Below are 22,416 nucleotides of genomic sequence, written 5' to 3'. Positions count from 1 at the left end.
GCGTTATTTCAGGGACGTTGCCATGACTCACGCCGAAACCTTGCCCGTCGCCGCGCCCGGCCTGACTGCCGTGCTGTTCGGCCTGAGCGGTTGCCTGGTGGATTTCGGTGCCCGCGCCGCGCAAGAGCTCAACGCCCAGCCGGAACATGCCAAAACTACACCCGGCGCACTCGATAGCCTGAAAAGTTTGCAGCGCCAGGGAATTCCCTGCGCGTGGCTCGACGAATTGCCCCCTGCCCTCGCTCAGCCACTGGCCGCGTCGCTGCCGGACTGGATCAAACCGACGCAACATTCAGCAACAATGAATCCGTGGCCAGCGCCCAACGCGTGCTGGCAGGCGTTGATGAGTTTGAACATCGACCGCCTCGACGGTTGCGTGCTGGTCAGTGGTGAGCCGCGCCTGTTACAGGCCGGTCTGAATGCCGGGTTATGGACGATTGGCCTGGCGTCCTGTGGCTCGCTGTGCGGCCTTAACCCAAGCGAATGGCAGGCGCTCTCGCAAAAGGAACGCGAAAAGTTGCGCGGCAAGGCAACCGTGCAGTTGTTCGGCCTGGGCGTGCATTCGGTGATCGATCATCTCGGCGAACTGGACGCCTGCCTCGCCGATATCAGCTTGCGCCGCGCCAAAGGCGAAAAGCCCTGACCGGCGTCATGCAGGTTTACCGAGAGTGGATTAATCTAAAGGTCAGCCATAGACCTTTGGCGCGTGGCTGCGGTCAATGCCAGTGCCTATTGATAAAAGGAAACCACCATGCCCGCCCAAGAACTGCAAAAACAGCTCGATACACTGCGCGAGCAGCTGAAACACAATCCACCGCTGTCGGAAGCAGAGCGTGAAGATCTGCATGCGCTGATGGCGCAGATCGAATCGGAGATCCAGCTGGAAACTGCCACCCAGAACGCAAGCATCGCCGATGGCGTGAACCTGGCAGTGGAGCGCTTCGAAGTCGAACACCCGGCGATCGCCGGCACCCTGCGCAACATCGTCAACGCGCTGGGCAGCATGGGCATCTGACGCCCCGCCGCACAAAAAAGCCCTGCCAGCGATGGCAGGGCTTTTTCATTTGCAAAATGTGCATGCAAGCCCTTGTGGGAGCGAGCCTGCTCGCGAAGGCGTCGTGTCAGTCGACATCATCGTTGAATGACACACCGCATTCGCGAGCAGGCTCGCTTCCACATTGGATGTCGCACATTCAGGATCTTTATTGACGTACGAGCCGATGATTCGGCAGTTGTACGCTTTCGGTACTGCGATACGGATTGATATCCAGCCCACCCCGGCGAACGTAACGTGCAAACACGGTGAGCTTTTCAGGTTTCAACAACCGCTGCAGATCGAGGAAAATCCGCTCAACGCATTGCTCATGGAAGTCCGAATGCTGGCGGAAGCTGACGATGTACTCCAGCAGGCTGGCGTGATCCAGCGCCGCGCCGCGATATTCCACCACGACGCTGCCCCAGTCAGGCTGGCTGGTCACCGGGCAGTTGGATTTGAGCAGGTGGCTGTGCACGCTCTCCTCGACCACGCGCGAATTGTCGCAACGCAGCAGCTCCGGACGCGGATGCTCATAGTTGCTCACGCTGATATCCAGATCGTCGATGCACACGCCCGGCAACGCCACCACGCCTTCGGCTTCGACGTCCTTCAGACTGCGAACCCGAACGCCCACAGGTTTACCGGCAGCGGCGGACAGATCCTTGACCAGCGTCGCTTGCAATATGGCAACGTCGGCGAACGGCGTCTGGTTCAGCGAGTTGAGGTAGAGCTTGAACGACTTCGATTCGATGATGTTCGGCGAGTCCGCCGGGATGCTGAATTCAGCGATCGCCACCACCGGTTTGCCCGAGGGCAGCAGCCACGACAGCTCGAAGCAGTTCCAGAAATCCACACCTGTATACGGCAGGGTTTCGGCGGTCAGGCCCAGCTCGGCCCATTTCGCGGTGCGCGGAATCGGGAACAGCAGGGACGGCGTGTACGTGGCGATGTATTCGCTGGATTTGCCCAGCGGCGAATGTTCGGCTGCGGGATGCATGGCGGAAACCTGACTGAAGAATCAGCGGATTCTACCAGCCTTTGCCCGCGCCTTTGAGTGCTTACTGACTGACTGTCAGTTTGCCGACCATGCCCGCCTGATAATGCCCGGGGATATTGCAGGCAAACTCGAGCACCGTGGCCTTGCTGAAGGTCCAGGTCAACTCGGCGGTTTTGCCCGGCTCGACCAGCACGCTGTTGGGGTCGTCATGCTGCATGCCGTGGCCCATCGCCGCGTGATTCATGCCCGCCATGTCGTGGGACATTTCTTTCATGCCGGTAGGCGTAAGCATGCCGCTTTGCTGCATCTGCAACATTTCCTGCTGGTGACTGGCATGCATCGCCGCATCACCGAGGTTGAATTCATGCAGCAACTGGCCTTTATTCACCAGTACAAAGCGAACCGTCTCACCGGCCTTGACCTGTATGGCTTTCGGGTCGAAGTTCATGTCGCCCATGACGATTTCGATACTGCGCGTAGCCTGGCTCGCCGCTGCCGGCTGGCCGAAGGCGAAGGTGTGCGCGGGTGCCGCCCAGGCTGGCGAACTCAATGCCAGCAGACAGGTGGCTATTTTCAGCGAGGTGCGCAAAAACATGGTCGTACTCCAACAAGACAAGGTTCAGCCTGTGGGAAACTCTAACCACCCAGTGCTGGCATCGACCTGACAGGCAGATTACAACTTTGTCAGCTTGGCGCTTATCGCCGGATCTCACGGTATAACGCCCTCGCCCTTTTTCATCCCGAAGCAGCCCGAGTCGCCCATGAAACTGTTGATCGTCGAAGACCAAGCGAAAACCGGCCAATACCTGCGTCAGGGCCTGACCGAGGCCGGATTCAATACCGAGCTGGTGGCCGATGGCATCAGCGGCCAGCAACTGGCCTTGAGCGGTGACTACGCGCTGTTGATCCTCGATGTAATGCTGCCCGGGCGCAGTGGCTGGCAGATTCTGCAAGCGGTGCGCAGCGCTGGTCTCGACACGCCGGTACTGTTTCTTACCGCCAAAGACGCCGTAGAGGACAGGGTTCACGGCCTCGAACTGGGCGCCGACGATTATCTGGTCAAGCCATTCGCCTTTTCCGAGCTGCTCGCGCGGGTGCGCAGCCTGTTGCGGCGCGGCAGCGCAATCGCCCAGGAAACCAGCCTGCAACTGGCCGATCTGCGCCTGGATCTGATCCGCCGCCGGGTCGAACGCAGCGGCCAGCGCATCGACCTGACCGCTAAGGAGTTCGCCCTGCTGGAAATGCTCCTGCGCCGTCAGGGTGAAGTCCTGCCCAAATCGCTGATCGCCTCGCAGGTTTGGGACATGAATTTCGACAGCGACACCAACGTCATCGAAGTGGCGATCCGCCGCTTGCGCCTGAAGATCGACGATGACTTCCCCGACAAGTTGATCCACACCGTGCGCGGCATGGGTTACGTGCTCGAAGAGCGTTCGCTGTGATGCGTCGTTGGTCCTTGAGCACGCGCCTGGCCCTGTTGTTTGCCGCCTGCACTGCGGTGGTCTCGCTGTTCGCCGGGGTGCTGTTCGACCGCGCCAGCGAGGCGCACTTCATCGAACTCGATCAGCAACAACTGGAGACGAAACTGATCGGCCTGCGCCGCGCCTTGCAGGATCTCCAACCTGCCCAGCGCGAGGCGCGGCTGGCCGATGAACTCAGCCGTCAGGCCGATCTGTCGTTGCGCATTACCAGTGGCGACGGTCAGCACTGGTATGACAGCTCGGTGCAGATTCCGAAGAATCTGCCGCTGCAAACAGGCCTGTCGACCATCAGCCATGACGGCACCGATTACCGCGTGCTGCGCGCCCCGCTCTACCCAGACACAGCGGATTCGCCGCAACTGACGCTGCTGCTGGACATCACCCATCACCAGCATTTTCTTACGCGCATGCAGCATCTGATCTGGCTGACCGTCGGCCTGTCGGCGCTGGCTACTGCCGTGCTCGGGGCCTGGGCCGCGCGCAGCGGTCTGCGCCCGTTGCGGCGGATGAGCGCGGTGGCCCGTGGGATTTCTGCGCAATCGCTGAATGCCCGACTGCCTGAAGAGAAGATGCCACCAGAGCTTGCAGAAATGGCCTACAGCTTCAACGCCATGCTCGCACGCCTCGACGACTCGTTTCAGCGCCTCTCGGCGTTCTCCGCCGACATCGCCCATGAACTGCGCACACCGTTGTCGAATCTGCTGACCCACACCCAGGTCACCCTCACCCGCCCTCGGGCACTGGAGGATTACCGCGAAGCGCTGCACAGCAACCTCGAAGAACTGCAATGGATGGCGCAACTGGTCAACGACATGCTCTATCTGGCCAAGGCAGATCACGGTTTGCTGACGCCCAAGCGCGAACCGCTGGAACTGGCGGATGAAGCTGACATGTTGCTGGAGTTTTTTGCGCCATTGGCGGAAGACGCCGGCGTGAGTTTGAGCCGTGAAGGTGAGGCGCAAATCGAAGGTGATCGCGGCATGTTGCGCCGGGCCTTGTCGAACCTGCTGGATAACGCGCTGCGGTTTACCCCGGCCGAGGGGTACGTTCGCTTGAGCATCGTCGACGAGGCGAAAGCTGTGCGCGTTTGCGTCGAGAATAGTGGCCAAGGGATTTCAGCGCACGCGCTGCCACGTTTGTTTGACCGGTTCTATCGGGCGGACCCTGCACGGCAGGAAGGCAGCAGTGAACATGCGGGGTTGGGCTTGGCAATTACCCAGTCGATCGTGCGTGCCCATGGCGGGCAGATTCATTGCGAATCTGAAGCGGGTTGGACGCGGTTTGTGATCGAGTTGCCTCGGACCTGATCGTTCCCACACTCTGCGTGGGAATGCAGCCCGGGACGCTCCGCGTCCCTTCAAGAGCCGAACGCAGAGCGTCCGTTGAGGCATTCCCACGCAGAGCGTGGGAACGAGCATGGAGTCGCTTACGAATATCTCAAGGCATGCGCCGGTTCGATCTTCGCCGCCCGCCACGCCGGATACACCGTCGCCAGGAAGCTCAGGATGAAACCCGCCGAGCAGATCAACAGCACATCCCCACCCTGCAGTTCCGAGGGCAGGTTGCTGACGAAATACACATCCGAACTGAAGATGTGCTGCCCGGTCACACGCTCGACCCAGCCGACCAATTCACTGACGTTAAGCGCGGCGATAACGCCCAGCACGCCGCCAATGATGGTGCCGACAATACCGATCACCGTGCCCTGCACCATGAAGATCGCCATGATCTGCCGGGGCGTGGCACCGATCGTGCGAAGGATCGCGATGTCGGCGCCCTTGTCGTTCACCACCATGATCAGCGTCGCAATGATGTTGAACGCCGCCACCGCGACGATCATCAGCAACAGCAGGCCGATCATGGTTTTTTCCATCTTCATCGCGCTGAACAGGCTGCCCTGGGTGTGAGTCCAGTCGTCAGCCTTGAAGTCGGCGCCGAGGCCACCGGCAATGTCCGCAGACACTTTCGGCGCCGCGTACAGATCCTTGACCGCCAGACGCACGCTCTGCACCTGATTTGGCTGCCAGTGCTGCATGGTCGCGGCGTCGGCGACGTGAATCAGGCCCATCGAGCCGTCCAGCTCGGCGCCGACCTTGAACACGCCAACCACATTCAGGCGCTGCATGCGCGGGGTGATACCGCCCGGCGCGGTGCTGACTTCCGGGACGATCAGAGTGATCTTGTCGCCGACATTGAGGCGGAAACGCCGCGCGGTGATTTCACCGATCACCACACCGAATTCGCCCGGCTTCAAGGCATCGAGGCGACCCTGGACGATGTGCTGGGCAACGATCGACACCTTGCCTTCCTGGGCCGGATCAACGCCGCTGATCTGGATCGGCTGCATCGAACCCTTGTAGGAAAGCATACCTTCCATTTCTGTGAACGGCACGGCGGCCGTCACTTCGGGATTTTTCATCGCAGCGGCGGCCACTGGCTGCCAGTCATCGATCGGCTTGACGCCAACGATGGTCGCATGGGGCACCATGCCGAGGATGCGCGAGCTCATTTCGCGCTGAAAGCCGTTCATCACCGACAGCACCACGATCATCGCCAGCACGCCGAGGGCGAGGCCGATCATCGAGGTCATCGAAATGAACGAAACAAAGCGATTGCGGCGCTTGGCGCGGGTATAGCGCGTGCCGATAAAGATCGATAACGGTCTGAACATTCGCTGGGGCACCGTATAGAAATAAAAGACCCGGCACCGTTACGGGCGCCGGGTTTCAGCCAGTCAGATGGGGGTCAGGCAACCTTCCTGCAACTGCAGGACGCGGTCCATCTGGCGAGCCAGGTTCATGTCGTGCGTCACCACCAGGAACGCTGTGCGCATCGAAGTGCTGAGCTCCAGCATCAGGTCCTGAATGCCTTCGGCGGTATGCAGGTCAAGGTTGCCGGTTGGCTCATCGAGCATCACCAGCCCCGGGTTGTTCACCAGTGCACGGGCAATGGCCACGCGCTGACGTTCGCCGCCGGAGAGTTCCGCCGGTTTGTGTTCCAGACGATGGCCGAGACCGACTCGCTCCAGCAATGCCGTGGCACGCTGACGCGCCTCCGGGATGGCGGTCTTGCCGATCAACAGCGGCATGCAGACGTTTTCCAGCGCGGTGAATTCCGGCAGCAAGTGGTGAAACTGGTACACGAAACCAAGCGCGCGATTGCGCAGCAGGCCCCGCTTCTTCTCGCTCAACGCCGACAGTTCTTCACCGTCGAGCCAGACGCTGCCCTTGCTCGGCGTATCGAGGCCGCCGAGCAGGTTGAGCAAGGTACTTTTGCCGGAACCGGATTTACCCACGATCGCCACACGCTCGCCCGGGTGCAACTCCAGTTGCAGGCCGGCCAGCACTTGTACCGACTCAGGACCCTCCTCGTAGGACTTGCCCAGGTTACGGCAGCTCAGAATTGCTTGTTCACTCATGCCCGATTCACTCATAACGTAACGCCTCCGCCGGCTGGGTGCGCGCGGCACGCCAGGCGGGATACAGGGTGGCGAGGAAACTCAGGACCAACGCAGCGGCGCAGACCATGACGACGTCCTGGCTCTGTACCTGCGAAGGAAGATAATCAATGAAATACACGTCAGCATTAAGGAACTTGTGGCCGATCAGCCCTTCAAGCGCCGAAATGGCCGCACTGACATTCAGTGCCGCGAGGATCCCGACCACCGCGCCGATGGCCGTGCCGACCACGCCGATCACCGTGCCCTGAACCATGAACGTGCGCATGATCGTGCCCGGAGTGGCGCCGAGGGTGCGCAGAATGGCGATGTCGCCCTTCTTGTCGTTCACCACCATCACCAGCGTGGAAATGATGTTGAACGCGGCGACGGCGACGATCAGCAGCAACAGCAGCCCGATCATGGCTTTTTCCATGCGGATCGCTTGATACAGGTTGCCGTGGGTGCGGGTCCAGTCGCGGGCGTAGTAACGATCTTCGCCGAGCTGCTGGGCGATGTTCCACGCCTCGCGCGGGGCCTGGAACAGGTCGTCGAACTTCAGCCGCAGGCCCTGCACCTGATCGGCTTTCCAGCGGTGCATTTTCGCCAAATCCTGCAGATTGGTCACGCCGAGGTAGCCGTCGAGCTCACCGGCGCCGACATGGAAAATCCCGACCACGGTGAAGCGCTTCATGCGCGGGAACATCCCGGCCGGGGTCACGCTTACCTCCGGTGCGACAAAAGTAACCTTGTCGCCAATGCCGACGCCGAGCTTGGTCGCGGCCTTGTCGCCGATGACGATGCCGAAGCTGCCCGGTGTCAGGTCGTCGAGTTTGCCCTGCTTCATGAAGTTGTCGATGATCGACACATTGCGCTCGAGCGCAGGATCAATGGCATTGAGCAACACTTTGGAAACCTGGCCGTTGTTGGTCAGCAGGCCCTGCATCTGGGTGAACGGCGCCACCGCCGTCACCTGCCGGTTCTGCTTGACCTTGTCGGCCAGGCTCTGCCAGTCATTGATCGGCTCGCCGGTCTCGAGAGTGGCGTGGGGCACCATGCCCAGCACGCGGGTGCGCATCTCATGGTCGAAGCCGTTCATCACCGACAGCACGACGATCATCACGACCACGCCAAGGGCGAGCCCGATCATCGAAGTCAGGGAAATGAATGACACAAAATGATTGCGACGCTTTGCACGGGTATAACGCGTGCCGATAAATACGAAGAGAGGTCTGAACATGTCGGGGCTTGTTCGGAGGGAAAAGGAACGTCCTTGTGGCGGGGGTCGAAAACCAGCTTTACACTCAGACCACCGCCGCTACCATGGGTTCGCCATGTCGACATTAGATGAAGAAGATCGCCGCGAATACTACCGTATCGAGGACACGATCGCACTGGAAATTCGGCCCCTGTCCGCTCCCGAAGCCGCAGGCCAGGAAGTGTTGCAGGATGCTTCCCCACTCTTCAACTTGCTCAGCGAACTGCACCTGAGCGAATTCGAGTCGCAGCACCTGCTGCGACAGATCAGCGAGCGCGACCGCGCCATCGCTGCCTTCCTCAAATCGCAGAACAAACGCATCGACCTGCTCAGCCAGGTGATCGCCCTGACCGTGCTCGGCCACATCGGCGAGCCGCAGCCGGTGATCATCTCCGAGGGCGGGATCGACTTTCAGTACCCGACCCCGATTGCCACCGGCGCACACCTGTCGGTGAAACTGGTACTGATGCCGCAGGCGCTTGGCCTGCTGCTGCGTGCCCGGGTCACCCATTGCGATCCCAAGGGCGATGGCTATGACGTCGGCACCGAGTTCGAGCGCCCGACCGATGCCCAACGCCAATTGCTCGCGCGCTACATCTTGCAGAAGCAGGCTCAGGAACGCCGTCTGGCCCGCGAACAGAACGAATCTGGCATTTAACTTAAGGAAGCACCGTGACCCTCATCTACGGCCACCGCGGCGCCAAGGGCGAAGCACCGGAAAACACCCTGAGCAGCTTTCAGGAATGCCTCAAGCACGGCGTGCGCCGCTGCGAACTGGATCTGCACCTGTCCAAGGACGGCGAGCTGATGGTCATCCATGACCCGACGCTCAAGCGCACCACCGACCGTCGCGGCAAAGTCGTCGAGCACACCGCCTCCGAACTGGTGACCTACGACGCACGCAAGGGCGGCCCGGGCTGGATCAAGCCGTGCCCGATTCCGACGCTGGAAGAGTTGTTCGAGCAATGTGATTTCGAGCACTGGCAGCTGGAAGTCAAAAGCGCTTCACGCACCCGCGCGGCGACTACCGTGCTGGCGATTCGGGAAATGGCTCAACGGCATGGCCTGCTCGACAAGGTGACGATCACCTCGAGTTCACGGGAAGTCTTGAAGGCAGCGCTGGACCTGGTACCGGACGTATCCCGTGGCCTGGTGGCCGAATACGCCTGGCTCGATCCGTTGAAGGTGGCGGCCAGCTACGGTTGCGAAATTCTCGCGTTGAACTGGACGCTGTGTACGCCGGAACGCCTGCAGAAGGCGCAGCGTCAGGGCCTGCATGTGTCGGTGTGGACCGTCAACGAGCCTGCACTGATGCGCAGACTCGCCGACTTCGGCGTTGACAGCCTGATTACAGACTTTCCCGGTTTGGCCACTGCCACCCTTGAGAATTGCTGAAATCGGTCTCCCCGGCCGGCTCAGGCCACCGGCCGGAGCCCGTCAAAAAAGCCGGTTGAGGCCGTCGTACGCTGCGACCCGATAGGCTTCGGCCATGGTCGGGTAGTTGAACGTGGTGTTGACGAAATACTTCAGGGTGTTCAGCTCGCCCGGCTGGTTCATGATCGCCTGACCGATGTGAACGATCTCCGACGCCTGATAACCGAAGCAGTGCACGCCGAGCACTTCCAGCGTTTCGCGGTGGAAGAGGATCTTCAGCATGCCCTGCGGCTCACCGGCAATCTGCGCCCGCGCCATGCTCTTGAAGAACGCCTTGCCGACTTCGTACGGCACTTTGGCTTGGGTCAGCTCCTGCTCGTTCTTGCCGATCGAGCTGATCTCCGGAATGGTGTAGATGCCGGTCGGCACGTCATTGACGAAGCGCCAGCTGCCATTGTCGACGATGCTGCCAGCGGCGGAACGACCCTGGTCGTGGGCGGCACTGGCCAGGCTTGGCCAGCCGATCACGTCACCGGCGCCGTAGATGTTTTCCACGCAGGTGCGGTAGTTCTGGTCGACTTCGATCTGGCCACGGCTGTTGACCTTGACCCCGATGTTTTCCAGACCCAGCGTGTCGGTGTTGCCGGTACGGCCGTTGCACCAGAGCAAGGCGTCGGCCTTGATCTTCTTGCCGGATTTCAGGTGCAGGATCACGCCGTTGTCCACGCCTTCGACGCGGTCGTACTCTTCGTTGTGGCGCACGGTGATGTTGTTGTTGCTGAAGTGGTAGCTCAGCGCCTGGGAAATTTCCGAGTCGAGGAAGCTCAGCAACTGGCCACGGTTGTCGACCAGTTCGACCAGCACACCCAGACCACTGAAGATCGATGCGTATTCGCAACCGATCACACCAGCGCCGTAAACGATCAGTTTGCGCGGGGTGTGACCGAGGCTGAGGATGGTGTCGCTATCGTAGATGCGCGGGTGGTGGAAATCGATGTCCGCCGGGCGATACGGGCGCGAACCGGTGGCGATGATGATGTGCTTGGCCACCAGCTTCTCGACCACGCCGTTGCCGCAGACCACTTCGATGGTTTGCTCGTCGGCGAAGCTGCCGGTACCGAAGAACACGTCGACGCGGTTACGGGCGTAGTAGCCGGTGCGCGATGCGACTTGTTTGGAAATGACTTTTTCGGCGCTTTTCAACACGTCCGGGAAGGAAAACCAGCGTGGCTCGCCGATCGCGCGGAACATCGGGTTGGTGTTGAACTGCATGATCTGCCGCACCGAGTGACGCAGTGCCTTGGACGGGATGGTGCCGAGGTGGGTGCAGTTGCCGCCGACCTGGCGACGGCTGTCGACCATCGCGACCTTGCGCCCCGCTTTGGCGGCGTTCATTGCCGCGCCTTCTCCCGCCGGGCCGGAACCCAGTACCACCACGTCGTAGTTGTAGACAGCCATGCGTACTCCTCAGAACAGGCCGCGGTGCCAGCAGCACCGGCGGCTAAATCACGCCGAACGGCGGCGCGAAGGAACAATTGGGGGCCAGTAGAGAAACCCGGACACAGTCTATAGAAGCGTCAACGCCGCGCACATTAACCCTTGGTCGCGTCGTAGGCTACTTTTGCCTGCACTACAACGCCAGCTTTCGTCTTGTCTTCAGTCAGTTTTTTTCACCGACAAGCTGCGCAAATGCCTGACTGCTGCGGGTGACGAAACCTGTATCGGCACGCAAGACAAAGAATGCAGCAATGTCATGTTTTTGGGCATAGTCCCGCGCCCTTTCCGGCCCGAGAATCAGCAACAGCGTCGATAGTCCATCGGCCATCAACGCTGAAGGATGAATCACCGTGACTGACGCCAGGTCGTGTAGGACCGGTCGCCCGCTACGTGCATCGAAGGTGTGGGAATAACGCCGACCGTCCTGCAGAAAATAATGGCGGTAGTCACCGGAGGTGGACACGCCGTAGCCATCGACATCGATAATCCGCTCGGCCACTTGCTGGTCATCGCGAGGCTCTTCGAGAGCGATACGCCACGCTGAACCATCCGGTTTCTTGCCGCGGGCTTTGAGTTCGCCCGTGGCTTCGACCAGGTAATTGTCGATGCCCATGGCCTGCAATCTGGCAGCAATGATATCCACGGCGTAACCGGCGGCAATGCTGTTGAAGTCGACTTCGACGGCGGCGTCCTTGCACAACCGCTCGCCATCGATGCGCAGGTGCTGATGGCCGACCCGCTGCATGACCTCGGCCACAGCGGCCGCATCAGGGATCTTTTCTCCGCGTCCTTGCGGGCCGAATCCCCAGAGGTCCAGCAGCGGCTCCACGGTCAGGTCGTAGGAGCCTTCGCTTTGCGTTGAAAGCTGTTCGCCGATGCGGACCAATTCGAGCACTGCTGCCGGCATGGCTTGGCAGCTATCGGCGGGCAAGGCGTTGAAACGCTGGATGGCGGAGTCACTTCGGTAAGTCGACAGCTGTTGATCGACGTCGCCGAGGATGCGCTCCACTTCACCGCGCACTTGCGCAGGATCGGCGACCCCGGCGTGGCGCACATACTTGACCGACCAGGTGCTGCCCATGGTCGAGCCACCGACCTGTTCCAGGGAATCGCCGTTGCCGCAGCCGACCAAAGCCGCCGCCAAGACCACAAGCCCCCACCAGCGTCCAGTTAACAATTCTTCATCTCCCCGCAAAACCACGGCGGCCATTATGAACTACAAGCGCCCGCTCGCTTCCCCATGGCTGCAACGCCTTTATACAAAATTGAACAGTGAGTACCTCCCATGTCCTCCACCACGGGCAAAGGCAAAGCGATCTTTCGCGTTGTCAGCGGCAACTTCCTCGAAATGTTCGACTTCATGGTCTACGGCTTCTATGCCACGGCCATCGCCAAGACCTTCTTCCCCACCGACAGCGCCTTCGCTTCGCTGATGCTGTCGCTGGCGACCTTCGGCGCCGGCTTCCTGATGCGCCCGCTCGGGGCGATTTTCCTCGGTGCCTATATCGACCGTCACGGACGGCGCAAAGGGCTGATCATCACTTTGGCGATGATGGCCGCCGGTACAGTGCTGATTGCCTGCGTACCCGGCTACGCGACGCTCGGTGTCGCCGCGCCGCTGCTGGTGTTGTTCGGCCGTTTGCTGCAAGGCTTCTCGGCGGGCGTGGAACTGGGCGGCGTGTCGGTGTATCTGGCGGAAATTTCAACGCCGGGGCGTAAAGGCTTTTTCGTCAGTTGGCAGTCGGCCAGCCAACAGGCTGCGGTAGTCTTCGCCGGTCTGCTCGGTGTCGGTCTCAACCACTGGCTGAGCCCTGAGCAGATGGGCGAATGGGGCTGGCGCGTACCGTTTCTGATTGGCTGCATGATCGTGCCGGTGATTTTTTTCATCCGTCGCTCGCTGGAAGAAACTCCGGAATTCCAGGCGCGCACCCACCGCCCTACCCTCGGCGAAATCGTCCGCTCGATCGGGCAGAACTTCGGCATCGTCATTGCCGGCATGGCGCTGGTGGTGATGACCACGGTGTCGTTCTACCTGATCACCGCTTACACCCCGACGTTCGGCAAGGCCGAACTGCACCTGTCGGACCTCGACGCCTTGCTGGTGACGGTGTGCATCGGCTTGTCGAATTTCTTCTGGCTACCGGTGATGGGCGCGGTATCCGACAAGATCGGCCGAAAACCCTTGCTGCTGGCAGCGACGATTCTGGCGATCCTCACGGCGTATCCGGCGCTGTCGTGGCTGGTGGCGAATCCGAGCTTCAGCCATTTGCTGATTGTCGAATTGTGGCTGTCGTTCCTGTACGGCTCGTACAACGGCGCGATGGTGGTGGCGCTGACCGAGATCATGCCGGTGGAAGTGCGCACGACCGGGTTTTCCCTGGCCTACAGTTTGGCAACGGCGACGTTCGGCGGATTTACTCCGGCAGCGTGCACCTATCTGATTCATGTGCTGGACAACAAGGCAGCACCGGGCATCTGGCTAAGTGGCGCGGCGGTGTTGGGCTTGATTGCGACGTTGGTGTTGTTCCGTGGCAACCGGCATGAGTTGCGCACGGCGCAGGCTGCTGTGGTTGGCGGCGCCAGTTAGATCGCACCCGCCAGCGCGATCGTTCCCACGCTCTGCGTGGGAACGATCACTCCACAAACAAAAACGCCCCGACAAAATGCCGGGGCGTTTTCATTCAAGCCTGAGGCTTAGCGCGGGAACGCTGGCGGATTCACATCAGCCATGTCTTCCATCACACGAACCACCTGGCAGCTGTAGCCGAACTCGTTGTCGTACCAGACGTACAGAACGACGCGGTTGTCCTGCACGATGGTCGCTTCAGCGTCGACTACACCGGCGTGACGCGAGCCAACGAAGTCAGTCGACACCACTTCCTGCGAATTGACGAAGTCGATCTGCTTGTGCAGCTCGGAGTGCAGCGCCATGTAGCGCAGGTACTCGTTCATCTCTTCGCGGGTGGCGGCTTTCTCAAGGTTGAGGTTGAGAATGGCCATCGACACGTTTGGCGTCGGAACACGAATCGCGTTACCGGTCAGCTTGCCGGCCAGTTCAGGCAGAGCCTTGGCAGCAGCGGTAGCGGCGCCGGTCTCGGTGATCACCATGTTCAGCGCGGCGCTGCGGCCACGGCGATCGCCCTTGTGGAAGTTGTCGATCAGGTTCTGGTCGTTGGTGTACGAGTGAACGGTTTCGACGTGACCGTTGATGATGCCGAACTTGTCGTTGACCGCTTTGAGCACCGGCACGATGGCGTTGGTGGTGCAGGAAGCAGCCGAGACAATCTTGTCGTCAGCGGTGATTTCACCGTGGTTGATGCCGTGAACGATGTTCTTCAGCTTGCCCTTGCCAGGCGCGGTCAGAACAACGCGATCAATACCTGGGCAGGCCAGGTGCTGACCCAGGCCATCGGCGTCACGCCATACACCGGTGTTGTCCACCAGCAGCGCGTCTTTGATGCCGTACTGGGTGTAATCCACCTCGGTCGGGTTCTTCGCGTAGATCACCTGGATCAGGTTACCGTTGGCGGTGATGGTGTTGTTTTCTTCGTCGATGGTAATGGTGCCGTTGAACGAACCGTGTACCGAATCGCGACGCAGCAGGCTGGCGCGTTTGGTCAGGTCGTTCTCGGCGCCTTTGCGCACGACGATGGCGCGCAGACGCAGGCCGTCGCCACCACCGGTTTTCTCGATCAGGATGCGCGCCAGCAGACGGCCGATACGACCGAAGCCGTAAAGAACAACGTCGGTGCCTTTGCGGGCCGAAGCGTTCTGCTGGCCAACCACGTCAGCCATCTCTTCACGCACGAACTGCTCGGCGCTGCGGCCGTTGCCTTCGTTACGGAATTTGAACGCCAGCTTGCCCAGATCCACCGACGCCGCGCCGAGCTTGAGCTCGCTCATGGCCTTGAGCAGTGGGAATGTTTCGTGGACGGAGAGTTCGCTGTCGTCGGAAGAACGGTGGCGAGCAAAGCGGTGAGCTTTGAGAATCGCGATGACAGACTGGTTGATCAGGCTGCGGCCATAGATCGAGCTAACCACGTTGTTATTGCGGTAGAGCTGACCGATAAGCGGAATCATCGCTTCTGCGAGTGCTTCACGGTCGATCCATTCACCAAGACACTGGTCGGGCTTCTGAGTCACGGTAACCTTCCACATGTAGGGGCAGAAAAAAGGGGCTACATTATGCCGCCGACAAGCCCTTTCAGCAATGCGCGCTTGTCGCGCAATCGGTAACAAAATCCCGTTCAAAAAATTTACGCCTTTCTCCAGCCCAGTAAAACCGGGGCTTTCAGCGCAGTCAATTTTTCGACGACTGTTAGACGATGTCTGTAACCCTCCGTAACACCACCCGGTTTCGGCACTACATAACCATGAAAAAAGTGCTCGTTTTTATGGTTACCACTACATTTCGTCCAAACCATGAAGATAGACGCAGTCTGCAACTGACAGGCGGCACCGGAGGCCGCTACAATTACCGACTTTGTCGCAACGCCTGGAGCTCAACCTTCCGTGCCTGTTCTGCGTCTACCGTTACTCCCTGCCGAAGCAGGTAAACAGCACTGGGGCAATCTGCCCGGTGCCGCCCTCAGCCTGGCGATTGCCGAGGCTGCCAGCGCTGCCAAGCGCTTTACCCTGCTGCTGACCGCCGACAGCCAAAGCGCCGAACGGCTGGAACAGGAGCTGAGTTTCTTCGCCCCGGATTTGCCCGTACTGCATTTCCCCGACTGGGAAACCCTGCCCTACGACCTGTTCTCGCCGCACCAGGACATCATCTCCCAGCGCATCGCCAGCCTTTACCGCCTGCCGGAACTGGCCCACGGCGTGCTGGTGGTACCGATCACCACCGCCCTGCATCGCTTGGCGCCGACCAAATTCCTCCTCGGCAGCAGCCTGGTGCTGGATATCGGCCAGAAGCTCGACGTCGAACAGATGCGCGCGCGGCTCGAAGCCAGCGGCTATCGCTATGTCGACACGGTGTACGAGCACGGCGAGTTCACCGTACGCGGCGCGCTGATCGACCTGTTCCCGATGGGCAGCAAACTGCCGTATCGCATCGACCTGTTCGACGACGAAATCGAAACCCTGCGCACCTTCGATCCGGAAACCCAGCGTTCAATCGACAAGGTCGAGTCGGTCAAGCTGCTGCCGGCCCGCGAATTCCCGTTGCAGAAAGACGCAGTCACCCGCTTCAAGGCGCGCTTTCGCGAGCGCTTCGACGTCGACTTCCGCCGCTGCCCGATCTTTCAGGATTTGAGCAGCGGTATCACCCCGGCCGGCATCGAGTACTACCTGCCGCTGTTCTTCGACGAAACTTCGACGCTGTTCGATTACCTGCCCCAGGACACTCAGGTGTTCTCGCTGCCGGGCATCGAGCAGGCGGCGGAAAACTTCTGGAACGACGTGCGCAACCGTTACGAAGAACGCCGCGTCGATCCATCGCGTCCTTTATTGCCACCGGCCGAACTGTTCCTGCCAGTGGAAGACTGCTTTGCGCGCCTGAAGAACTGGCCACGGGTCGTTGCCAGTCAACAGGACGTTGAAAGCGGCGTCGGCCGTGAACGCTTCCCGGCCCATGCGCTGCCGGATCTGGCCATCGAGGCCAAGGCCACGCAACCGCTGGCGGCGCTGGCCGGTTTCCTCGAAGAATTCCCCGGTCGCGTGCTGTTCACCGCTGAATCGGCGGGGCGTCGCGAAGTCCTGCTGGAACTGTTGGAACGCCTGAAGTTGCGGCCGAAAACCGTCGACAGCTGGCCGGACTTCGTTGCCAGCAAGGATCGTCTGGCGATCACCATCGCCCCACTCGACGAGGGTCTGGTGCTCGACGACCCGGCGCTGGCGCTGGTGGCGGAAAGTCCGCTGTTCGGCCAACGGGTCATGCAACGTCGTCGCCGCGAAAAGCGCAGCGACGTCAGCAACGATGCGGTGATCAAGAACCTCACCGAACTGCGCGAAGGCGCGCCGGTGGTGCATATCGATCACGGCGTCGGCCGCTACCTGGGCCTGACGATTCTGGAAATCGACAATCAGGCCGCCGAATTCCTTACCCTCGAATACGCCGAGAACGCCAAGCTCTACGTGCCGGTGGCCAACCTGCATCTGATCGCGCGCTACACCGGCAGCGACGATTCGCTCGCGCCGCTGCACCGCCTCGGCTCGGAAACCTGGCAGAAAGCCAAGCGCAAGGCCGCCGAGCAGGTGCGTGACGTCGCCGCCGAATTGCTCGACATTTACGCCCGTCGCGCCGCCCGTGAAGGTTACGCCTTCGCCGACCCGAAGGCCGACTACGCCACCTTCAGCGCCGGTTTCCCGTTCGAGGAAACACCCGATCAGCAAGCCACCATCGAGGCCGTGCGCGAAGACATGCTCGCGCCGAAACCGATGGATCGCCTGGTCTGCGGCGACGTCGGCTTCGGCAAGACCGAAGTGGCCATGCGCGCCGCGTTCATTGCCGTGCACGGCGGTCGTCAGGTGGCGATTCTGGTGCCGACCACCCTGCTCGCCCAGCAGCACTACAACAGTTTCCGCGACCGCTTCGCTGACTGGCCGGTGACCGTGGAAGTGATGAGTCGCTTCAAATCGGCCAAGGAAGTCAACGCGGCGATCGCCGATCTGGCGGAAGGCAAGATCGACATCGTCATCGGCACGCACAAGCTGCTGTCCGATGATGTGAAGATCAAAAACCTCGGGCTGGTGATCATCGACGAAGAACACCGCTTTGGCGTACGCCAGAAAGAACAGCTCAAGGCACTGCGCAGCGAGGTCGACATTCTGACCCTGACCGCGACTCCGATTCCGCGCACGCTGAACATGGCGGTGTCGGGCATGCGCGACCTGTCGATCATCGCCACGCCACCAGCGCGGCGCCTGTCGGTGCGCACCTTCGTCATGGAACAGAACAAGAGCACGGTCAAAGAGGCCCTGCTGCGTGAACTGCTGCGTGGCGGTCAGGTTTACTACCTGCACAACGATGTGAAGACCATCGAAAAATGCGCCGCCGACCTCGCCGAACTGGTGCCGGAAGCGCGCATCGGTATCGGCCACGGGCAGATGCGCGAACGTGAACTCGAACAGGTGATGAGCGACTTCTACCACAAGCGCTTCAACGTGCTGATCGCCTCGACCATCATCGAGACCGGCATCGACGTGCCGAGCGCCAACACCATCATCATCGAGCGCGCCGACAAGTTCGGTCTGGCCCAGCTGCACCAGTTGCGTGGTCGTGTCGGTCGCAGTCACCACCAGGCTTACGCCTACCTGCTGACACCGCCACGCCAGCAAATCACTTCGGACGCGGAAAAACGTCTGGAAGCGATCGCCAATACCCAGGACCTCGGCGCCGGTTTCGTCCTGGCCACCAACGACCTGGAAATCCGTGGCGCCGGCGAACTGCTCGGCGACGGTCAGAGCGGGCAGATTCAGGCCGTCGGTTTCACCCTGTACATGGAAATGCTCGAACGCGCGGTGAAGTCGATCCGCAAGGGCGAGCAGCCGAACCTCGATCAACCGCTTGGCGGCGGCCCGGAAGTCAATCTGCGGGTGCCGGCGCTGATTCCGGAAGATTATCTGCCGGATGTGCATGCGCGGCTGATTCTGTATAAACGCATCGCCTCGGCCACCGATGAGGAAGGCCTCAAGGACCTGCAGGTGGAGATGATCGACCGCTTCGGCCTGTTGCCGGAGCCGACCAAGAACCTGGTGCGGATCACCGCGCTGAAATTGCAGGCGGAAAAGCTCGGCATCAAGAAAGTCGACGGCGGGCCGCAAGGCGGGCGCATCGAGTTCGAAGCGCAGACGCCGGTTGACCCGATGACCCTGATCAAGCTGATCCAGACGCAGCCCAAGCGCTACAAGTTCGAAGGCGCGACGATGTTTAAATTCCAGGTGCCGATGGAGCGCCCGGAAGAACGTTTCAATACTGTCGAGGCGCTGTTTGAGCGTCTCATCCCGAAATCCGCTTGAAGGACGCCCGATGCGCCTGTTCCGCTCCCTGACTTTGTTGCTTGCACTTGCAGCACCGACGGCGTTTGCCGATGACACGTATCAGGTCGAAATGATCCTGGTGCGCCAGAATGCCGTACCCGCAATCGTCAGCCGCGCCGCCCCGGAAGACTGGGCCGCTGGCGCCCAGCGTCTGGGCAGCGACAGCCAGCGCACCCCAGCGCTGAATGATGTAGTGAGCAAACTCACCGCCAGCGGCGAGTACACCGTGCTGATGCACAAAGCCTGGCAGCAGAACCTCGGCGAAGCGCCGGCGAAAGTCGCAGTGAGCGAAGGTCAGGAACAGTTCGGCCAGTTCCCCATCGAGGGCACGCTGGAAATGAAACTCGGCCGCTTCACCGACGTGACCGCCGATTTCTGGGTCAATCAGATCGACGCCAATGGCCTGGTCACTGCCAGTGAGCGCCTGCGTCAGGACAGCCACACCAAGAACGGCCAGCTCAATTACCTCGACAACGGCCACCTGGCCCTGCTGATCAAGATCACTTCCCTGACCGCGCCAGCGCCTCGCGAAGCGCCTGAAGTCGTGCCGGACTGATCGAAGTCCTTATGCCGCCGCCCCTGAGCAAACCGCTGGCCCCGTCGTGGGTCAGCCGATTCAAAGAACAGAGTCTGGAGCGCGGCCGCCGCTACGCTTTGGAGAATCGAGTGCGCATCGCCCAGGTCGGCGATGCGACCATCACCGCCAGTTGCGAAGGTTCTGGCGGCAGTGTCTACCGGCAGACCATCCATCTGCGCGAGTCAGCCAAAGCGACGCTGTTGCTGGTCGACGCCACCTGCACCTGTCCGGTGCGCAGCAACTGCAAACACTGCGCGGCGGTGCTGCTGAAAATCCAGGAAACCCTCGATTACCCCGCCGCCGCTAAAGATGCCGAGCTGCTGGAGAAGCTCCAGGCCGTGCTGGAAAACCGCAGCCCGAAAGCGCCACCGCAAGTGCTGGTGGACAACGTGCAGCCGGTGCCGCGCCTGTGGCTGGCGAGCGTCGAGTTCAGCGCCTTCGAGCCGCGCAACGGCAAGATGCAGCGCTACATTCAGCACCGCGCGGCGCTGTCGTTCAGCTATCTGGACGAATACGTCAGCGGGCAAAAACACAGCGATATCCTGATCCGTCAGGAAGCCCAGACCCTGCGGATAAAACGCCACCCGGATGTCGAACAGTCCTACCGCGAACAGTTACGCATCCTCGGTTTCCGCATCGCCACAAGGCAGAGCAAAGCCCTGCCGGAAAGCGCCGGCGAACTCTACGAGATGGTCAATGACAGCGCCTGGCTGACCTTCACCCTGAATGACTTGCCGAAGTTGCGCAGCCAGGGCTGGGAGTTGCAGATCGATGAGGAATTCGGTTTCGACCTGACCGCCGTCGACGACTGGTACGCCACCGTCGAACAGGCGCCGGAACGCGACTGGTTCGATCTGGAGCTGGGCATCATCGTCAACGGCGAGCGCCTGAGCCTGCTGCCGATTCTGCTGAATCTGATGCGCTCGCACACCGAGATCCTCAACCCGGAACGCCTCGCCCGCCGTCGCGATGACGAGCTGATTCTGGTCAACATTCCGCAACGCACCAGCGAGCATGGACCGTTGCAAGTGGCGCTGCCGCTCGGTCGCTTGAAGCCGGTATTGATGACGCTGGGCGAGTTCTATTTGCAGGAGCCGGGCGAAACCACCCTGCGCCTGAGCAAGGCTGACGCCACCCGGCTCAATTCGCTGGAAGGCCTGCCGCTGTTATGGGAAGGCGGCGAGCAGATCCGCACCTTCGCCCAGCGCCTGCGCGACATCCGCGATTTCACTGCCGAAGCGCCGCAAGGTCTGAATGCAACGCTGCGCCCGTATCAGCTCGAAGGTTTGAGCTGGATGCAATCGCTGCGACAACTCGAAGTCGGCGGCATTCTCGCGGACGACATGGGCCTGGGCAAAACCCTACAGACCTTGGCGCATATTCTCAGCGAAAAGAACGCCGGACGCCTCGATCGTCCGTGCATGGTGGTGATGCCGACCAGCCTGATTCCGAACTGGCTAGACGAGGCGGCGCACTTCACCCCGCAGCTGAAAGTCCTCGCGCTGTACGGCGCCACGCGCAAAAAGCACTTCGACAATCTGGCCGACTTCGACCTGATCCTCACCACTTACGCCCTGTTGCCCAAGGACCTTGAGCGCTTGGCCAAACAGCCGCTGCACGTTCTGGTGCTGGACGAAGCGCAATACATCAAGAACCCCAACAGCAAAGCCGCCCAGGCCGCCCGCGAGCTGAACGCGCGCCAGCGCCTGTGCCTCAGCGGCACGCCGCTGGAAAACCACTTGGGCGAGCTCTGGTCGCTGTTCCACTTCCTGCTGCCGGGCTGGCTTGGCGACGTGAAAAGCTTCAATGCCGATTACCGTGTGCCGATCGAAAAGCGCGGTAGTGAAGTCAGACTGCAGCACCTCAACGGTCGGATAAAACCGTTTCTGCTGCGCCGCACCAAAGAGCAGGTCGCCACCGAGCTGCCGCCGAAAACCGAAATCATCCATTGGGTCGAACTCAACGAAGCGCAGCGCGACGTGTACGAGACCATGCGCCTGGCGATGGATAAGAAGGTCCGCGACGAGATCACTCGCAAAGGCGTGGCACGCAGCCAGATCATCATTCTCGAAGCATTGCTCAAGCTGCGCCAGGTCTGCTGCGATCTGCGCCTGGTCAACGACGCCACCCTGCCCGCACGCGGCAGCACCTCGGGCAAGCTCGACAGCCTGATGGAAATGCTTGAGGAACTGTTCGAAGAAGGCCGGCGGATTCTGCTGTTTTCGCAGTTCACTTCGATGCTGACATTGATCGAAGAGGAGTTGAAAAAACGCAAGATCGCTTACGCCCTCCTCACTGGCCAGACCCGCGACCGGCGCACACCGGTGAAGGAATTCCAGAGCGGCACGCGTCAGATTTTTCTGATCAGCCTGAAGGCCGGTGGCGTCGGTTTGAACCTGACCGAAGCCGACACGGTGATTCACTACGACCCATGGTGGAACCCGGCAACCGAGAATCAGGCGACTGACCGCGCGTATCGAATCGGCCAGGAGAAACCGGTGTTCGTCTACAAGATGATTGCCCGGGGCACAGTGGAAGAGAAAATTCAGCACCTGCAGAAGGAAAAGTCCGACCTGGCAGCGGGCGTGCTCGATGGGCGCAAGGCCGGGGACTGGAAGTTGCAGAGCGATGATATTGAAGCGCTGTTTGCGCCGTTGCCGGACAAGATCGACAAGCGCTGAAAGCGGCGTCGCTGGTTAGATAGCTATCGCTGGCAAGCCAGCTCCCACAGGGTTATGACCTGTACCGAAGATTGTGTTTCAACTCGATACCTGTGG

General features: G+C 60.9%; 18 protein-coding genes. 10 read left to right on the top strand and 8 right to left on the bottom strand.

The window, feature by feature from the left end:
• Positions 1–22 precede the first annotated feature (22 nt).
• Positions 23–643: an HAD family phosphatase gene (locus ACV8MC_RS15750; protein WP_457262541.1), complete on the top strand. Its 621-nt coding sequence runs from the start codon at positions 23–25 to the stop codon at positions 641–643.
• Between the two features lie 108 nt (positions 644–751).
• Positions 752–1,015, top strand: coding sequence for a DUF4404 family protein (locus ACV8MC_RS15745; RefSeq protein WP_150741251.1), 264 nt, complete (start codon positions 752–754; stop codon positions 1,013–1,015).
• Between the two features lie 187 nt (positions 1,016–1,202).
• On the opposite strand, the gene queF is transcribed toward ACV8MC_RS15745, so the two are convergent.
• Positions 1,203–2,033 carry an NADPH-dependent 7-cyano-7-deazaguanine reductase QueF gene (gene queF / locus ACV8MC_RS15740; protein WP_457262539.1) on the bottom strand — a complete coding sequence of 277 codons (831 nt, stop codon included), beginning with the start codon at positions 2,031–2,033 and terminating at the stop codon, positions 1,203–1,205.
• A gap of 61 nt (positions 2,034–2,094) precedes the next feature.
• Entirely contained in the window at positions 2,095–2,628 is a 534-nt protein-coding gene (copI, locus tag ACV8MC_RS15735; RefSeq protein WP_256810619.1) for a copper-resistant cuproprotein CopI, read from the bottom strand.
• Between the two features lie 166 nt (positions 2,629–2,794).
• Between copI and ACV8MC_RS15730 the strand changes: the two genes are divergently transcribed.
• Entirely contained in the window at positions 2,795–3,475 is a 681-nt protein-coding gene (locus ACV8MC_RS15730; RefSeq protein ID WP_353188871.1) for a heavy metal response regulator transcription factor, read from the top strand.
• Positions 3,475–4,821 (top strand): heavy metal sensor histidine kinase, encoded by a 1,347-nt coding sequence (locus tag ACV8MC_RS15725; RefSeq protein ID WP_353188870.1) that lies wholly within the window; start codon positions 3,475–3,477, stop codon positions 4,819–4,821. The genes ACV8MC_RS15730 and ACV8MC_RS15725 overlap by 1 nt, the downstream gene beginning before the upstream one ends.
• Positions 4,822–4,940: 119 nt before the next feature.
• Here ACV8MC_RS15725 and ACV8MC_RS15720 read toward each other — a convergent pair whose 3' ends face one another.
• From ACV8MC_RS15720 to ACV8MC_RS15710, 3 genes are all read right to left on the bottom strand, one after another.
• On the bottom strand, positions 4,941–6,185 hold the full coding sequence (locus tag ACV8MC_RS15720; protein ID WP_024013627.1) for a lipoprotein-releasing ABC transporter permease subunit: 1,245 nt from the start codon (positions 6,183–6,185) through the stop codon (positions 4,941–4,943).
• A gap of 63 nt (positions 6,186–6,248) precedes the next feature.
• Positions 6,249–6,947, bottom strand: a complete 699-nt coding sequence (gene lolD, locus ACV8MC_RS15715) for a lipoprotein-releasing ABC transporter ATP-binding protein LolD (protein WP_024013628.1) — start codon at positions 6,945–6,947, stop codon at positions 6,249–6,251.
• A complete protein-coding gene (locus ACV8MC_RS15710) occupies positions 6,940–8,190 on the bottom strand; it encodes a lipoprotein-releasing ABC transporter permease subunit (protein ID WP_024013629.1) in 1,251 nt (416 codons plus the stop codon). The genes lolD and ACV8MC_RS15710 overlap by 8 nt, the downstream gene beginning before the upstream one ends.
• A 94-nt stretch (positions 8,191–8,284) precedes the next feature.
• On the opposite strand from ACV8MC_RS15710, the gene ACV8MC_RS15705 reads away from it, so the two are divergent.
• On the top strand, positions 8,285–8,866 hold the full coding sequence (locus ACV8MC_RS15705; protein ID WP_016775478.1) for a PilZ domain-containing protein: 582 nt from the start codon (positions 8,285–8,287) through the stop codon (positions 8,864–8,866).
• Positions 8,867–8,880: 14 nt separating this feature from the next.
• A complete protein-coding gene (locus ACV8MC_RS15700; RefSeq protein WP_457262535.1) occupies positions 8,881–9,603 on the top strand; it encodes a glycerophosphodiester phosphodiesterase in 723 nt (240 codons plus the stop codon).
• Positions 9,604–9,645: 42 nt separating this feature from the next.
• Here the strand turns inward: ACV8MC_RS15700 and sthA are convergent, their stop codons facing one another.
• Together sthA and ACV8MC_RS15690 are read right to left on the bottom strand one after the other, a co-directional pair.
• The gene (sthA, locus tag ACV8MC_RS15695; RefSeq protein WP_016775479.1) at positions 9,646–11,040 is read right to left on the bottom strand and encodes a Si-specific NAD(P)(+) transhydrogenase; all 1,395 of its coding nucleotides are present in this window, start codon (positions 11,038–11,040) and stop codon (positions 9,646–9,648) included.
• Positions 11,041–11,242: 202 nt separating this feature from the next.
• Positions 11,243–12,289, bottom strand: coding sequence for an FAD:protein FMN transferase (locus ACV8MC_RS15690; protein ID WP_457262533.1), 1,047 nt, complete (start codon positions 12,287–12,289; stop codon positions 11,243–11,245).
• A gap of 75 nt (positions 12,290–12,364) precedes the next feature.
• On the opposite strand from ACV8MC_RS15690, the gene tcuC reads away from it, so the two are divergent.
• The gene (tcuC, locus tag ACV8MC_RS15685; RefSeq protein ID WP_024013631.1) at positions 12,365–13,666 is read left to right on the top strand and encodes an MFS transporter; all 1,302 of its coding nucleotides are present in this window, start codon (positions 12,365–12,367) and stop codon (positions 13,664–13,666) included.
• Between the two features lie 107 nt (positions 13,667–13,773).
• Here the strand turns inward: tcuC and ACV8MC_RS15680 are convergent, their stop codons facing one another.
• Positions 13,774–15,237 (bottom strand): glyceraldehyde-3-phosphate dehydrogenase, encoded by a 1,464-nt coding sequence (locus ACV8MC_RS15680; protein ID WP_016775482.1) that lies wholly within the window; start codon positions 15,235–15,237, stop codon positions 13,774–13,776.
• 354 nt (positions 15,238–15,591) lie between these two features.
• Between ACV8MC_RS15680 and mfd the strand changes: the two genes are divergently transcribed.
• The 3 genes from mfd to ACV8MC_RS15665 are packed head-to-tail and all read left to right on the top strand — an operon-like array spanning position 15,592 to position 22,320.
• A complete protein-coding gene (gene mfd / locus ACV8MC_RS15675; protein ID WP_150634827.1) occupies positions 15,592–19,041 on the top strand; it encodes a transcription-repair coupling factor in 3,450 nt (1,149 codons plus the stop codon).
• A gap of 10 nt (positions 19,042–19,051) precedes the next feature.
• Complete coding sequence (locus ACV8MC_RS15670; protein WP_457262530.1) at positions 19,052–19,618, top strand: CsiV family protein; 567 nt, start codon at positions 19,052–19,054, stop codon at positions 19,616–19,618.
• A gap of 11 nt (positions 19,619–19,629) precedes the next feature.
• Positions 19,630–22,320, top strand: coding sequence for a DEAD/DEAH box helicase (locus ACV8MC_RS15665; RefSeq protein ID WP_122703556.1), 2,691 nt, complete (start codon positions 19,630–19,632; stop codon positions 22,318–22,320).
• Positions 22,321–22,416 lie beyond the last annotated feature (96 nt).

The organism is Pseudomonas sp. PK-RTE-24 (assembly GCF_054052265.1).
This window is presented reverse-complemented; position numbering and strand designations above follow the sequence as displayed.